Raw genomic sequence first — 14,822 nt, 5'->3', positions numbered from 1 at the left:
TATAACTGAACAGCTCGTTTTGTTTGAGGTCGAGTCCACGCATCGGCTTGGGCTGGCTTCGGCAGAAGAGGATGGCCGCCATTTTGCCAGAGCCACGCGGGCTCTGGCTTTTTTCAACGGCCTGCTAGTGGCCTGTGCGGTGAGTTGGTTGAGGAAGTTCGGATGAACAGGGCTCCGAGACAAGGCGCCGCGGCGAGTCATAGCGAGCTATGGCAAGGAGCAGCAACACAGTGTCGGGGCCATGGGCGCCGAAATTGCCCGACTGAACTTACCAAACAGGCGGCTATGTCTACAGGTGATGGCTCCCCGGATAGGGACGCGCCTCCTCCAGCTCGCCATCGCGACCGAATACCTCGACCGACGCGGCGCGGCCGTCCATGTAGGCATCCAGCGCGCTGTACATCTCATCCTTGGTGAGGGTTCGCAGCACGGTTTTCTGGGTTTGCTGGTCTTCCAGCTCCCAGCCCATTTCGGTGGGCCTGACCTGATAAATGTTCATGGTGACTCCTCTGGGGCGGCGATTGTCGTGGGCGGATGGGTCAGCTCGGCTCGCCGGAACCGTCTTCTCCCTGGATGTCCGGATCATCCGGCAGCGTCTCAGGCTCGTCAGGATCGTCCAGCGGCGAAGGCTGGTCGTCGTAGTCCGGGTCTTCGCCGGCGTTCTTTTCGCCTCCATCGGTCATGGTCACATCAGGCTCATCGCCTGCCTGCTGGTCATCTGCCTTCATGGTTGCCTCGGCTGTCGCGGGTGGATGGCTGATATCGATTGGAGGCGACAAACCACGCGACGTTCGAACCGCACGGCACCGGCGGTCCGAAGGTTGCCGTGGCGCCGCCGCAGGATTGCCCGACCGATCCCGTGCCACTATCGGCGGGCGCGACCATGCAACCGATTGCACTGCCCGAGCCGCTCCACCACACTGCCCCCTCACACCCAACCGCAGTCGGAGATTCCATGCAGACACTCACCCCACAATCCCGCGCGGCCATTCTCGAAAATCCGGAAGCCCTGGAATGCACCCTGTACCGCCCCGACGAATACGACGAGGAAGCGGAAGAGCAGGATCTTGGTGACGCGCGCATCGTCATCAGCGGCCCCTTTGAAGCGCCAGCCGAATGGGATGCCAAGGACCGTGACGACTACTTCGACGGCACCGCGCCGGAAGCCTTCGTCGTCGCCCGCATCGCCTGCCAGGCAGCGCCCGACTCCGGCGTCTACTTCACTGCCGTGCCCGGCGACTACGCCGCCGTCACGGAACGCCCGGGCCAGGTATCGATGTTCTACGTCTGGGACTGCCTGAACGATGCCGAAGGCCAGTACGTGCTGATCCGCGAGGAAGAGGACGACGAGGTCTGATCCACCTCCGGCGATTACATCCACCGGGCGTGTTCCGGTGGATGCGCGAAGCGACATCCACCCGGCGATTCAGCAGAGTCCGTCGGGTGGACCTCGGCGCAGCCGTGCCGTCTCAAGCAGCGGCACCGGCCTGGTCCAGGATGCCGTACGAATCCATCCTGCAGGCAAGTTTCAGCCCAGCTAGCCCAACCGCCTGACGATCCGCATCATCATGCGTTTCATTCAAGCGCCGACCTCATCGCCCTGCTTCGCTGTCTACCCCCTAGAGATTCCATTCGCCCACACGACGAGGACCTGCATGCGTTCCATGATCAGCGCCTGGCAGTCACCGGTTTCGCGCATGAAGCTGGTCGCCGGCCTTCTGTTGCTACTGGCCGCCCTGCTCTACATCGTCGCGACACGCTTCGAAGCCAGCCATCCGGCCTGGGGCTACGTCGCCTCGTTCGCCGAAGCTGCCATGATCGGCGCGATCGCCGACTGGTTCGCCGTCACCGCGCTGTTCCGCCACCCGCTGGGTCTGCCGATCCCGCACACGGCGATCATCCCGCGCAGCAAGGCACGCATCGGTCAGAACCTGTCCAGCTTCATCACCACGCATTTCCTCGCCACACCGCTGGTGCTGGCCAAGCTGCAGGAACTCGACATCGCCTCGCGCCTGGCCGGCTGGCTACGCCATCCGAGCAATGCCGAGGCGGTCGGCCGCAGGCTCACCGGCGTTGCACATTTCGGCATCGCCGCGCTGCATGACGAACGCGTGCGCGCCTTCGTCGAGGCCAAGGTGACCACGCGACTGCGCAAGTTCGACCTCTCCGCCCCGCTGGCCCAGGCCTTGCGCGTGCTGACCAGCCAGGGCCGGCATCAGGCGATGCTCGACGAGTTGCTGATCCGCCTCGATTCGATCATGCAGGATGAGGAAACCCGCGCGCTGGTCGCCGACGCCATCAGCCGGGAAATCCGCACCCTGCGCTATCTCGGCCTGAGCCGCCCGGTGAGCGGCTGGTCGGCGAACAAGTTCGTCGACGGCCTGTCAGCGCTGATCGCCGAGATCGCCGCCGACCCGGAGCACCTGATCCGCCAGCGCTTCGACGAACACGTCAGTGAATACATCGAGCGCCTGGAGCAGGACCCGCAATACGCCCTGGAGGTCGAGCGCATTCTCGCGCAGCTCTTGGAGCACCCCGCCACCAGCGCCTATTTCGGCAATCTCTGGCAGGAACTCACGGCCTGGCTGGAGAGCGACCTGGCCAGCGACGACTCACGCATCGGCCGACGCATCGTCAGCCTCTGTCGCGGCCTCGGCGACGGCCTCGCCGCTGACGATTCCATGCGCAACTGGATCAACGAGCAACTGCTGGCCGCCGCACCCGGCCTGCTGGAGCGCTACCGCGGGCAGATAGGCGCCTATATCGCGCAGCGAGTGGAAAACTGGGAAAGCCGTGAGCTGGTCGAGCAGTTGGAACAGAGCGTCGGCAAGGACCTGCAGTACATCCGCATCAACGGCACCCTGGTCGGCGGGCTGGTCGGTCTGGCGCTGCATGCGCTGACGCAGCTGCTGGCCGGCTGAATGCCGCTCAGGCGCGGCGCTGGCGCTCGCTCAGTTCGCTGAGATCGACGGGGCTGCCGGGCGGCTTATCGCAGCGCAATTTCGCCGGGACACCGCTCAGGTACCACAGGCGATTGGCCAGATCGTCGGCATCGCGCGGATCGTGGGTCACGCAGATCATCGCCATGTCCGGGTGCCGATCCAGCAGGCGGGCAATCAGGCCGCGCAGCTCGGCGGCGCGCTCGGCATCCAGCGAGGCGAAGGGTTCGTCGAGTAGCAACAGATCCGGCTTGATCGCCAGGCAGCGCGCCAGTGCCGCCCTGCGCGCCATGCCCAGCGAGAGCTGATCCGGCAGGCTGTCAGCCGCACCGCTCAGCCCGACCTCGGCCAGCAGCCGCTCGATGTCCGCCGCGCTCGCGCCGACCAGCGCCAGGTTCTGTCGCACTGTGCGCCAGGGCAGCAGGCGATGCTCCTGAAACAGGTAGCCGACGCGCAAGCCGGCGCGCTGCCCGATCATCGGCCGCAGCTGCGGATCGAGCCCGGCGATGCCGTTGAGCAGCGTGGTCTTGCCGACGCCGGACGGCCCGAGCAGACAGATGCGATCGCCTTCGCGCACCTGCGCATCGATCACGCCCAGCACGGGATGACGGCCATCCAGACGCAGCTCAAGCATGCCGTACACCCGCTTCGCGCCAGGACGATGCGCGACGCTCCAGTGGCTGCAACAGCGCCAGTTCGATCAGCTGGACCACGGCGATAAACGCCAGGCTGTAGGCGAGGATGCTGGCCACGTCGAACACCTGAAAGGCCATGTGCAGCTGAAAGCCGATGCCATCCGAACGCCCGAGCAGCTCGACCACCAGGACGATCTTCCAGATCAGCGCCAGGCCGCCGCGGGTGGCGGCCATCAGGTAGGGAAACAGCTGCGGCAGCCAGACATGCCTGATCCGCTGCCAGCGCGTGAAGCGGTAGACCAGGGTCATCTGTTCCAGCTTGGGATCGATACTGCGGGCGCCCTCGCGCACGGTGACGGCCACGTTCGGCACCTTGTTGATCACCACCGCCAGCACCGCCGCGGCTTCCACCAGGCCGAACCAGACATAGAGCAGGATGATGATGACCAGCGCCGGCAGGTTGAGAAACAGCACCAGCAGCGGATCGAGCACGGCATTGGCCAGCCGCGAGCGGCCCATCCACACGCCTAGCAGCGTGCCCAGCGCCATCGCCAATACGAAGGCGAACAGCACGCGGCGCAGGGTTACCAGCAGATGTTCGGGCAGTTCACCGCTCTGCGTGGCCTGCCAGAAGGTGTCGAGCACGGCGGCCGGACTCGGCAGCAGCGGCGTCTGCACGACCAGCGCAATCAGCGTCCAGAGTGCCACCGCGCATGGCAGGGCGATCCAGCAGGCCCAGCGCGAGCCGTTCATGGCGTGCTCTGGAACGACGCGGCCGGCATCAGTTTCGCCGGATCGGCACCGGTGAGGGTCAGCAGTCGCTGCAGGTCGGCGATACGCCGCTCATCCAGCGGCTGCGGGATTCCGGCGAGGAAACTGTGACGCAGCGCGGCGAACACGCCATCCTCGTCGGCACGCATCAGCGGCCGCAGCTCCTGCCAATGTGCGGGCTCGCTGGCGAGTTCGTGTTTGGTCTGGCCCAACGCCGTGGCGAAGCGCTGCAGCAGCGCCTCATGCTCGACGGCCCAGGATTCGGGAAACAGATAGCCGAGCACCGGCAGGTGGGGATCAAGCTCCAATGATCGGAGCAGATCATCGAGACTGAACGCCACCTGCACACCACCCTCGCCACGCATGCGCGCGGAGAAATGCCAGAAGGTCAGCAGCGCATCCACCTGACCGCGGCGCAGGGCCTGGCTGAGCAGTGGCGGTGCGGCGTACTGAACAGTCGCCTGTTTGGACAGATCGATTCCGTCCTGGGCCGCGGCATGCTGCAGCAACTGCCAGCCCAGCCCGTGCGGCCCGCCAGCGACACCGATGCGCTTGCCGCGCAGGTCGGCCAGCGTGCGGATGGCACTGCCTTCGGGCACCAGCACCTCACCGATCTGGGAGGAGAAAGGTACGTAGCGATAAGCCGTGCCGGCCTCGTAACGCGCCTGCGCCCAGAGCAGATCGCTCACCGCACCGTCGACGCTGCCGCTGGTCAATGCCAGTCGCGAGGCCGGCACATCGGCCACCAGTCGCACCTTCAACTCGAAACCGTTGGCACGGTCCAGTCCCTGGCGCTTGAGATGCTCAAGCTCCCAGTGCGGCGTGCCGAACTGCAGCACGCTGAGGGTCAGCACCGGCAGCTCCTGCGCCTGTGCCCACAGGGGCAGCAATACAAGCGCCAGCAGCGCACGGCGAGCGCGCAGAACGAACGGGGTGAGGAAGGGCAATGAAAGCATCATGCCCGCAGGGTACGAAGCCCCCTGCCGGGCACGAATTGTACTTTGGTGCCTGTTGGCTGCTGCGATGGTCGCAGCGGACTTGACCCCGCCACGACATCGCAGCCTGGCTCAGCCCTGCGCGGCGATCCGCTGCTGCAAGCGCGCCTGAAGCTTTTCCAGATCGGCCGGATCGGCCTTCCCGGCGGCATGAATGCCGAGCCCCTCGCCCGAGTAGCGCGGCACGATATGCACGTGGATGTGGAACACCGTCTGCCCCGCCGGCGCACCATTGAACTGCGCGACCTGCACACCATCCGGCTGCAGCTCGTCGACGATCACCCGGGTGAGCTTCTGCACCACGGCCATGACCTTGGCCAGCGCTTCGGTATCCACATCGAGGATGTTGCAGGCCGCCGAGCGCTTGGGAATCACCAGCGTGTGGCCGAAGGACTGCGGGAACAGGTCGAGGAAGGCCAGTACGTCGTCATCCTCGTAGAGTTTGTAGCAGGGCGCATCGCCGCGAATGATCTGGGCGAAGATGTTCTGCGGATCGTAGGGCGTGGTCAGGGACACCTGGAGTTCTCCGGCAAGTGGAAAAGGCAGACATTAGCATTCTCCGCGCGGCTGCGACCCGTGCGGCGATGCTTCGGAACGTTGCGGGCCTGGCCGCGCTCTCAAGCTCATCACCCCCGCGATCCGAGGTTATTCCGATGCACGTACGCGCCGTCGCCCCGATTGCTGCTGCAGTCGCGCTTTGCCTTTCATCGCTGTCCGCCATGGCCGCCGAAATCAAACCTGCCGAGCTGCTCAAACAGGCCAAGGCCGAACAGAGCGCCTATATCGCAACCGTGAAGCAGCTGGTGGCGGTGGATACCGGCACCGGCCAGGTCGAGGGTCTGGCCACAGTCAGCCAGATGCTGGTCGAGCGCCTGCAGGCACTGGGTGCGGAGGTCAGCACCAGCCCCGCGACGCCATCGGCCGGCGACAACATCGTCGGCACCCTCAAGGGCAACGGCGGCAAGGACTTCCTGCTGATGGTGCATTACGACACGGTGTTCGCCGACGGCACCGCCGCGGAGCGCCCGTTCCGCATGGACGAGCAGCGCGCCTACGGCCCCGGCGTGGCCGATGCCAAGGGTGGCGTGGCGATGATTCTGCACGCGCTGGAGCTGCTCAAGGCGCAGCAGTTCGACGACTACGGCACGATCACCGTGCTGTTCAACCCGGATGAGGAAATGGGCTCGGCCGGCTCGAAGAAGATCATCGCCGAGCTGGCCCGCAAGCATGATTACGTCTTCTCCTACGAGCCGCCGGATCGCGATGCGGTGACCACCGCCACCAATGGCATCAATGCGGTGATGCTGGAGGTGAAGGGCAAATCCTCCCACGCCGGTTCCGCACCTGAGGAGGGTCGCAACGCCGTGCTGGAACTGGCGCACCAGCTGGTGCAGCTCAAGGACCTGGGCGACCCGGACAAGGGCACCACGGTCAGCTGGACCATGATCGCCGGCGGTGAGAAGCGCAACATCATCCCGAACAAGGCTACCGCCGAAGCAGACATGCGCTACTCCGATATCAGCGAGACCGAACGCGTGCTCGCCGATGCGCAGAAGATCATCGAGAACAAGCTGATCGACGACACCCGCGTCGAGCTGCGCGTCGACAAGGGCCGCCCACCGCTGGCGAAGAATCCGGCATCGGAGCGCCTGGCCGAAACCGCACAGCGCCTGTATGGCGAGATCGACCAGCGTATCGAGCCGATCGCCATGCGCTTCGGCACCGACGCCGGCTACGCCTACGTGCCGGACAGCGACAAGCCGGCCGTGCTGGAAACCATGGGTGTGGTCGGTGCCGGGCTGCACTCGGAAGACGAGTACATTGAGCTGTCGAGCATCGCGCCGCGGCTGTATCTGACGACGGCAATGATTCGCGCATTGTCCGCCGAAGACGCCGCACGCTGACACGCTATCCAGGCCCGAGCGAGGGGCGAAGGTCGCAGTAGGCGAAAGCCAGCGCTGCGGGTATCTTCGCCACCACCCATTTCAGGACTGCCCGCTCGATGCTTCGCTTCGTCACCCTCTGCGCACTGGCGCTGTTCGCCTGTACTGCCCACGCCAAGGTCGAGGTGCTGCCGCTGGAACATGAAGATCAGGGCCTGGTGCTGGTCGCGCGCGTTACCGAACAGATTGCGCCGGGTGACTACGAGGCGCTGCTCAAGGGCATCATGGCCCGCCCTGGCAAACACGCGCGCAAGCTGCTGATCCTCGACAACATCGGCGGCAGCGCAGCGGAAGCCATGCGCATGGGCTATCTGCTGCGCGAGACGGGCTTCGACGCCCTGGTGCCGGCGACCGCGGTCTGCCAGGGCAGTTGCATCTACCTGCTGGCGGCGGGACGGCAGCGCACCGTGCGCGGCTATGTCGGCCTGCATCGGCCCTACGTCGCCAATGGCGAGTCGGCGCAGTCCATCAGCCAGCGACCACACCGCGCACCACGCATCTACTTCCGGGACATGGGCGTCAATACGCGGCTGGCGGACGACATGCAGCTGATCGAACCGTGGCGCATGCGCGTGCTCACGCCAAAGGAGCTCGCGCGTTATCGGCTGCAATAGTGTGATTCGCAGGCTGCACTACTGCATTCCGGTCGTCGCGCTATCGCTCGGCCTGGCCCTCGGCATGATCGAGCCGGTTGGCGCGCTGGCCGTTCTGCTATTCGCTGGCTGGCTTGTCGCTCAGCCGCACATCCCCAACTCGCCGTGGCTGTTCGGTACGCTGCTCGGCGCCCTGTTGCTCGCCGCACATCTGCTGCCCGGCTTCAGCCCGCTGCCGCTCGGCCCACCGCAGGATCTGGGCGGAGCCTCGCCCTGGCAATTGCACATCAGCCCGGACAAGGCAATGGTCGCGGCACTGCTGCTGGCCTGGTGGCTGGGCCGGCCACGAACGGATTGGCGCTCGATCAGACTCACCCTGCTTGCGTCAGGCGCCTGCCTGATTCTCGTCCCGCTGCTGGCGCTGGCCTCTGGCGTGCTGGGCTGGCAACCGAAATGGCCGGCGCTGTTCCTGCCTTGGCTGCTGATCAACCTGGGCATCACCTGCCTGGCCGAAGAGCTGATCTTTCGCGGCCTGCTGCAGCGTGCACTGGCCGGACGCTTCGGTGCAGCCATCGGCATCGGCCTGGCGACTGCCCTGTTCGGCGCCGCGCACCTGCCGGCAGGCTTCGGTTTCGCCGGACTCGCCACGCTGGCCGGTCTGGGCTACGGCCTGGCCTTCCATTACTCCGGTGATCGCCTGTGGGTTGCGGTGTTTCTGCACGCTGCGGTCAACAGCCTGCACCTGCTGTTGCTGACCTATCCCCTGCGCTAAGCAATATTTTTTTCAACGACCTGTCGATTCCTCCGGCGCCCGTTCGACCAGTGATCGGAGCCGGCGGAAATTGCCGTATGCCCGTCTAGGCTCTTTCCATTCCACTGAAGGAGTCCACCGATGCGTTTCATGGTGATGATCAAGGCCACCCCACAAACCGAAGCCGGAGAGATGCCCAGCGAGGACGTTCTCACGGCGATGGGCCGCTACAACGAAGACCTGGTCAATGCCGGCGTGCTGCTCGGCGGCGAGGGCCTGCACCCCAGCCACAAGGGCGCGCGCATCCGTTTCAACGACGGCCAGTGCAGCGTCACCGATGGCCCGTTCGCCGAAACCCGCGAGCTGATCGCCGGCTACTGGCTGTTCCAGACCACCTCGTTGCAGGAGGCCGTCGACTGGGTCAAGCGTTGCCCGCAGTCGGCCATCGGCGATGCGGAAATCGAGATTCGCCAGATATTCGAAGCGGAAGATTTCGGCGCCGAGTTCACCCCCGAACTGCGCGAGCAGGAAGACCGCCTGCGCGCGCAACTCAATCAATGACCGCAAGGAGCAAGCAATGAAGATCACCACCTACCTCACCCTCGACGGCACCACCCGCGAAGCGTTCACCTTCTACAAGGATGTGCTGGGCGGCACGCTGGAAATGATGACCTTTGCCCAGGCGCCGGATGCCGAGCAGTTTCCCGCCGAGTACCGCGAACGGATCATGCACGCCTGCCTGAACCTCGGCGATGGTGTGCTGATGGCCTCCGACTCCTTGCCCGACACCTGTGGTGGCGGGCCGTACGAAGGCATCAAGGGTTGCTCGGTTTCCCTGCATCCGACCAGCGTGGATGAAAGCGAAAAGCTGTTCGCCGCACTGGCCGAGGGCGGCACGGTGATCATGCCGCTGGAGAAAACCTCCTGGGCGGAGCGTTTCGGCATGCTCACCGACCGCTTCGGCGTGTCGTGGATGGTTAACTGCGAGCAGGGCTGAAGCATTCAGCCCTTTTACGCCGGGGACAATCGTGGTTGATTCGCATCTGGAGAGGCAGCGACTTTTGTTATAACGTATCGCACCTTTCGGCGGGCGCAGCGAGTCTGCGCCTGCATTGCGATCATCCTGCTGTGAGCCGCTCATGCCCTCCCCCGATTTCACTCCGCCAGCCGCGGCGCGTCTGCAATCCATCGACGCGCTGCGCGGGCTGGTGATCCTGTTCATGCTGCTGGACCATGTCCGCGAAACCTTCCTGCTGCATATGCAGGTGCCCGACCCGATGGATGTGGCGGTCACCGAGCCGGCGTTGTTCTTCAGCCGCACCCTGGCGCATCTCTGCGCGCCGGTATTCATCTTCCTGACCGGCCTGTCGGCCTTTCTTTATGGCGAAAAGCACCAGGACCGCCGTGCAGTGTCGAGCTTTCTGCTCAAACGAGGGCTGTTCCTGGTGGCGCTCGAATTCACCCTGGTCAACTTCGCCTGGACGTTCCAGTTCCCGCCGCAGGTGATCTATCTGCAAGTGATCTGGGCGATCGGCCTGAGCATGCTGGCGCTCTCGGCGCTGCTTTGGCTGCCGCGCCCTGCGCTGATCGTGCTGGGACTGGTGATCATTGGCGGCCACAACCTGCTCGACCCGCTGCAGTTCTCCGCAGACTCAGCATTGCACGTCCCCTGGGCCATCCTGCACGACCGCGGCTGGATCGAGGTTTCGGAAAACCTGCGGCTGCGCACTTCCTATCCGCTGCTGCCGTGGATCGGCGTGATCGCCCTTGGCTACGCTGTCGGGCCCTGGTTCGCCAGGAACGCCGACCCCGAGCGACGCCAGCGCAACCTGGGCGGCTGGGCTCAAGGTACCCTGCTGACCTTCGTTTTGCTGCGGCTGATCAACAGCTACGGCGAACAGCCCTGGGTCGTCGGCGAGGACGGCCTGCGCACGCTGATGAGCCTGCTCAACGTCACCAAATACCCGCCGTCGCTGCTGTTCCTGTGCCTGACACTGGGTTGCGGCCTGCTGCTCCTGCGTTACTTCGAACGCAAGCAGGGCCGCGCCTGGCTGCGACCGCTCAGCGTGTTCGGTGCGGCACCGATGTTCTTCTACCTGCTGCACCTGTACGTGCTGAAGTTGCTCTACATCGCCGCCGTGGCGATCTGGGGTCTGAACCGCGGCAATCACTTCGGCTTCGATGCGGTGTGGCCACTGTGGCTGTGCACCCTGGCGCTAGCGGTGCTACTGTTCCCGGCGGTGCGCTGGTTCGCCGAACTCAAAGCACGGCGCAGGGACATTGCCTGGCTGAAGTACCTCTGAAGCGGCCCTGCGACAGTGCGAGGTCCGCGGCGCTCGGCCAGCCAGCCGGTCAGGGCCGCGGCGTCGCAAAAATGCAATTGCAGCGGCGCCGGCAAAGGCTCAACCTTTCGCGGATCAGTTGAACGGCAGGAAGGAACGGCGGCGTGGATCTGTTATTTCTCGGCACTTCATCCGGCACCCCCACCCGCGCGCGCAATGTCACCGCCCTGGCCTTGCTGGAGGACACCGGCAAGAGCTGGTACCTGATTGACTGCGGCGAAGGCACCCAGCACCGGCTGTTGCGCACGCCGCTGTCTCTGCACGACCTGCGCGCCATCTGCATCACCCATGTACATGGCGACCACTGCTACGGCCTGCCCGGTCTGCTCGCCAGCGCCGGGATGATGGGGCGCAAGGCCGCGCTGACGATCATCGCGCCGCAGGGCATCGAAACCTGGGTGCGCGCCACGCTGGAGATGAGCCAGAGCTGGCTGGGCTACGACCTCGACTTTCACGCGGTCGAATCGCTGGGCGAGTGGCGCAACCTGAACATGCGCATCGAGGCCACCGCCCTGTCCCACCGTGTGCCCTGCTACGGCTACAGCTTCACCGAGGCCCGGCCTGATCCGCGGCTGGACATCGACCGCCTCGAACGCGACGGCGTGCCCCGCGGCCCACTCTGGGGCCAGCTGGCACGCGGCTTCGATGTCGAGCACGAAGGCCGGATACTGCGCAGCGACGACTACCTGAGCTTCAGCCGTGCGCCGCAACGCATCGTCATCGGCGGCGACAATGATCGTCCCGAACTGCTTGCCGAGGCCTGCCGCGGCGCCCAGTTGCTGGTGCACGAGGCGACCTACACCGAAGCAGTCGCCAACGATGCGCGCAACGACTTCGGCCACAGCACGGCGGCATCGGTGGCACGCTTCGCGCAAACGGTGGGCCTGCCGAACCTGGTGTTGACCCACTTCAGCGCGCGTTACCAGAAGAATGCCGGGCGTGGTCACTCGATCGACGACCTGTGCGCCGAAGCCAGCACCCTTTACGCCGGTAAGCTGCTGCTTGCCGAAGACTTCATGCGCCTGCACCTCGGCAAGGACGGCCAGCTGACGCCCGTCGAGCCACCTCGCCCACGCCCGCCGCGCTGAACCGTAAAGATCGTCTGCAAACGCAGCGCCTGCAGCCCGGCTGACTACACTGGCTGCTGCATCTGCTGTCAGCGCAAACACCCAGCATCGCTTTCGATACTCGACGGAGCCGCCGATGGAACGTCTTACCGCGAAAGACTTCGCCCCCGAACTGCTCGAGCTCTACGACTTCTACGTCCACGGCAAGCTCAGCCGCCGGGAATTCCTCGACCGCGCCGCGGCCTTCACGCTGTGCAGCACGGCCGCCGTGGCGGTGCTCGATGCGCTCACGCCCAACTATGCGTTGGCCCAGCAGGTCGCCTTCACCGATCCGGACATCATCGCCGAATACGTCAGCTACCCATCGCCCAACGGCCACGGTGAGGTGCGCGCCTACCTGGTCCGTCCGGCCAAGGCCGAGGGCAAGGTGCCAGGCATCGTTGTCGTCCACGAGAATCGCGGCCTCAACCCCTATATCGAAGACGTCGCACGGCGCGTGGCCAAGGCCGGTTTCGTCTCCCTCGCACCGGACGGGCTGAGTTCGGTCGGCGGCTATCCCGGCAACGACGACAAGGGCCGCGAACTGCAGGCCGCAGTCGATCCGCAGAAACTGATGAACGACTTCTTCGCCGCCATCGAATGGCTGATGGCCCACGAAGCCACCACCGAAAAGGTCGGCATCACCGGCTTCTGCTATGGCGGTGGCGTGGCCAATGCCGCCGCGGTGGCATACCCGGAACTGGCGGCGGCAGTGCCGTTCTATGGCCGTCAGGCCAATCCGGCGGATGTGGAGAAGATTCAGGCACCGTTGCTGTTCCAGTTCGCCGAACACGACGAGCGCGTCAATGAAACCTGGCCCGCCTATGAAGCCGCGCTCAAGGCGGCCGGCAAGCACTACGAGGCCTACATCTACCCGGGCACACAGCATGGCTTTCACAACGACAGCACCCCGCGCTACGACGAGCAGGCGGCTGAGCTGGCCTGGCAACGCACCATCGCCTGGTTCCAGCGTTATCTGAGCTGATGGCTACTGCCGTAGCGGGCGATACCGTCAGGCTCCAACCCTGCGCTGGCCTGATTTGCCTCCAGAACGCCCGCGCGTTGTCCCGCGCAGCAGTGCGGGTTTCGGCTGCATTGCCTGCCCGAAGGCTGCAGCACACTGGCGATACATCCGTCACTGCATGTTGACGTTTACGTAAAAGACCAGTACTGCTATGTGGTCCGCACCGCTCAGGAAAGCCCTCCATGACCACTAGCGCAACGCTCGGCAACGCCCCGACCGACCTCTGGGTGCAGAGCACGCATGGGCAGATGTTCGTCCGTAGCTGGTTCCCCGACGCCGGCGCGCTGCGCCCGAACTGCGCACCGATCCTGCTGCTGCACGAGTCGCTCGGCTGCATCGAACAGTGGAAGGATTTCCCCGCCGCGCTCGCCCAGGCTACCGGCCGCACGGTGGTCGCCTATGACCGGCTGGGCTTCGGTCGCTCCGACCGCTTGACCGCTCCGCCTGCGCCGACCTTCGTCGAGGATGAAGCCGCGCATGGCTTCGCCCAAGTGCTGGACCATCTGGGTATCGAGCGTTTTGTGGTGGTCGGTCACAGCGTCGGCGGCAGCATGGCGGTGCATTGTGCCGCGCAATATCCCGCAGCCTGCCAGGCGATGATCACGATGTCGGCGGTCACCTTCGTCGAACCCCGCACGCTGGAAGGCATCCGCCAGGCCAGAAGCTGGTTCGCCGACCCCGCACAGCGCGAACGCCTGCGCCGCTACCACGGCGAGCGCAGCGACTGGGTACTCAGCGCGTGGATCGACACCTGGCTCGCGCCCGACTTCGCCTCGTGGACCCTCGCCCACGCCCTGCCTCGAGTCCGCTGCCCGGCACTGGCCATCCATGGCGACAACGACGAATTCGGCTCCGAACGCCACCCGCAACTGATCGCCCGGCACGCCGGCGGCCATGTCGAACAGGCGCTGCTGCCCGACGTCGGCCACGTGCCGCATCGCGAGCAGCCGGACGTAGTGCTGGAGCGGGTTGGACGGTTCTTGCGGGCGATCGGCTAAGGCCTTGCCTGGCGTTTCTCTCGGCGACCGGGCCTTCGGAAGGGCGGCGTTGCAGGAGGCGTCATTAACGGCGGATGGTCAGCCCGATTACCCGCGAGACGACCAGGGCGATGTACATCAGCCCTGCAATTTCCTCGAGCATGACCAGTGCCCGCGCCACAGGCCGCAGCGGCAGGATGTCACCGAGGCCAACACCGGAGAGTACGGTGACGCTGAGAAACAGCAGTTCCATCCACGAGCGAGGCTCATCCGGCTGCAGGATAGCGACGAAACTGCCCGGGGCAACGAGCTGGCAGGCCGCATAGGCGTAGGCGAACGCCCACGCCAGCAGCGTGAAGGTGGCACCGACGGCAAACAGTTCGTCCGTCGTCGTGCGCTGGTCTTCCATCATGTAGCCGATCAGGCCAGCCGCCGCATAGAAGTAGAACATCGACTCGGTCACGACCAACGCCAGATGCAGGCCGGGCACGGCTGTCAGTTCGACAGCAAGCGTCAGCCCAAGGATTGCAGCGGCCATCAGGAACGCCAGCGAATGCAGCGTCGGGCTCCGGTTGACGATGCGCAACGCCAGGACCAGCACCACAACGCCGAATGCACCAAAGGCAGCGCGGCCGAGCGGGGTGTTTTCCATGAAGGGATACAGCAGGATGCCGAGCAGCTGGACAAACAGCAGCGCTGCCGAGGGATAACGCACGAGGTAGGTCAGCATTGATTGCCTATCGATG

The 14,822-nt window shown here is 65.2% G+C and carries 18 protein-coding genes; 11 read left to right on the top strand and 7 right to left on the bottom strand.

From position 1 onward, the window contains the following. Window positions 1-289: 289 nt before the first annotated feature. Together IEG05_RS13390 and IEG05_RS13385 are read right to left on the bottom strand one after the other, a co-directional pair. Window positions 290-499 (bottom strand): hypothetical protein, encoded by a 210-nt coding sequence (locus IEG05_RS13390; protein ID WP_014821157.1) that lies wholly within the window; start codon window positions 497-499, stop codon window positions 290-292. A gap of 40 nt (window positions 500-539) precedes the next feature. Continuing rightward, window positions 540-728, bottom strand: coding sequence for a hypothetical protein (locus IEG05_RS13385; protein ID WP_014821158.1), 189 nt, complete (start codon window positions 726-728; stop codon window positions 540-542). A 227-nt stretch (window positions 729-955) separates the two neighbouring features. Between IEG05_RS13385 and IEG05_RS13380 the strand changes: the two genes are divergently transcribed. Continuing rightward, entirely contained in the window at window positions 956-1,357 is a 402-nt protein-coding gene (locus IEG05_RS13380; protein ID WP_046620717.1) for a hypothetical protein, read from the top strand. Between the two features lie 298 nt (window positions 1,358-1,655). After that, entirely contained in the window at window positions 1,656-2,921 is a 1,266-nt protein-coding gene (locus IEG05_RS13375; protein ID WP_042924723.1) for a DUF445 domain-containing protein, read from the top strand. Between the two features lie 7 nt (window positions 2,922-2,928). Here the strand turns inward: IEG05_RS13375 and IEG05_RS13370 are convergent, their stop codons facing one another. The 4 genes from IEG05_RS13370 to IEG05_RS13355 all read right to left on the bottom strand — a co-directional run bounded on the left by IEG05_RS13370 (window position 2,929) and on the right by IEG05_RS13355 (window position 5,856). Continuing rightward, on the bottom strand, window positions 2,929-3,573 hold the full coding sequence (locus IEG05_RS13370) for an ABC transporter ATP-binding protein (RefSeq protein ID WP_046620774.1): 645 nt from the start codon (window positions 3,571-3,573) through the stop codon (window positions 2,929-2,931). Next, window positions 3,566-4,327 carry an ABC transporter permease gene (locus IEG05_RS13365; protein WP_046620712.1) on the bottom strand — a complete coding sequence of 254 codons (762 nt, stop codon included), beginning with the start codon at window positions 4,325-4,327 and terminating at the stop codon, window positions 3,566-3,568. Before IEG05_RS13365 ends, IEG05_RS13370 begins: the two co-directional genes overlap by 8 nt. Beyond that, complete coding sequence (locus IEG05_RS13360; RefSeq protein WP_191122199.1) at window positions 4,324-5,304, bottom strand: ABC transporter substrate-binding protein; 981 nt, start codon at window positions 5,302-5,304, stop codon at window positions 4,324-4,326. Before IEG05_RS13360 ends, IEG05_RS13365 begins: the two co-directional genes overlap by 4 nt. Window positions 5,305-5,412: 108 nt before the next feature. After that, the gene (locus IEG05_RS13355; RefSeq protein WP_046620707.1) at window positions 5,413-5,856 is read right to left on the bottom strand and encodes an HIT family protein; all 444 of its coding nucleotides are present in this window, start codon (window positions 5,854-5,856) and stop codon (window positions 5,413-5,415) included. A gap of 137 nt (window positions 5,857-5,993) precedes the next feature. Here IEG05_RS13355 and IEG05_RS13350 point away from each other — a divergent pair, with 137 nt between their 5' ends. The 9 genes from IEG05_RS13350 to IEG05_RS13310 all read left to right on the top strand — a co-directional run bounded on the left by IEG05_RS13350 (window position 5,994) and on the right by IEG05_RS13310 (window position 14,097). Next, a complete protein-coding gene (locus IEG05_RS13350; RefSeq protein WP_046620706.1) occupies window positions 5,994-7,244 on the top strand; it encodes a M20/M25/M40 family metallo-hydrolase in 1,251 nt (416 codons plus the stop codon). A gap of 98 nt (window positions 7,245-7,342) precedes the next feature. Further along, the gene (locus IEG05_RS13345) at window positions 7,343-7,897 is read left to right on the top strand and encodes a COG3904 family protein (RefSeq protein ID WP_046620704.1); all 555 of its coding nucleotides are present in this window, start codon (window positions 7,343-7,345) and stop codon (window positions 7,895-7,897) included. 1 nt (window position 7,898) lies between these two features. Beyond that, window positions 7,899-8,648: a CPBP family intramembrane glutamic endopeptidase gene (locus tag IEG05_RS13340; protein WP_046620702.1), complete on the top strand. Its 750-nt coding sequence runs from the start codon at window positions 7,899-7,901 to the stop codon at window positions 8,646-8,648. A 120-nt stretch (window positions 8,649-8,768) separates the two neighbouring features. After that, the gene (locus tag IEG05_RS13335) at window positions 8,769-9,188 is read left to right on the top strand and encodes a YciI family protein (RefSeq protein ID WP_046620700.1); all 420 of its coding nucleotides are present in this window, start codon (window positions 8,769-8,771) and stop codon (window positions 9,186-9,188) included. A 16-nt stretch (window positions 9,189-9,204) separates the two neighbouring features. Continuing rightward, window positions 9,205-9,624 carry a VOC family protein gene (locus IEG05_RS13330; RefSeq protein ID WP_046620698.1) on the top strand — a complete coding sequence of 140 codons (420 nt, stop codon included), beginning with the start codon at window positions 9,205-9,207 and terminating at the stop codon, window positions 9,622-9,624. 142 nt (window positions 9,625-9,766) lie between these two features. After that, on the top strand, window positions 9,767-10,930 hold the full coding sequence (locus IEG05_RS13325; RefSeq protein ID WP_046620696.1) for an acetyltransferase domain-containing protein: 1,164 nt from the start codon (window positions 9,767-9,769) through the stop codon (window positions 10,928-10,930). Window positions 10,931-11,073: 143 nt separating this feature from the next. Next, on the top strand, window positions 11,074-12,057 hold the full coding sequence (locus IEG05_RS13320; RefSeq protein WP_046620693.1) for a ribonuclease Z: 984 nt from the start codon (window positions 11,074-11,076) through the stop codon (window positions 12,055-12,057). Window positions 12,058-12,172: 115 nt separating this feature from the next. Further along, entirely contained in the window at window positions 12,173-13,060 is an 888-nt protein-coding gene (yghX, locus tag IEG05_RS13315; RefSeq protein ID WP_191122198.1) for a YghX family hydrolase, read from the top strand. Window positions 13,061-13,281: 221 nt separating this feature from the next. Further along, window positions 13,282-14,097, top strand: coding sequence for an alpha/beta fold hydrolase (locus tag IEG05_RS13310; RefSeq protein WP_046620692.1), 816 nt, complete (start codon window positions 13,282-13,284; stop codon window positions 14,095-14,097). A gap of 64 nt (window positions 14,098-14,161) precedes the next feature. Here the strand turns inward: IEG05_RS13310 and IEG05_RS13305 are convergent, their stop codons facing one another. After that, window positions 14,162-14,806, bottom strand: a complete 645-nt coding sequence (locus IEG05_RS13305; RefSeq protein ID WP_046620689.1) for an ion channel — start codon at window positions 14,804-14,806, stop codon at window positions 14,162-14,164. Window positions 14,807-14,822 lie beyond the last annotated feature (16 nt).

The organism is Stutzerimonas kunmingensis (genome assembly GCF_014764705.1).
GTDB lineage: Bacteria > Pseudomonadota > Gammaproteobacteria > Pseudomonadales > Pseudomonadaceae > Stutzerimonas.
The sequence above is the reverse complement of the archived record's forward strand: the minus strand, read 5'-3'. Positions and strand labels throughout refer to the sequence as shown.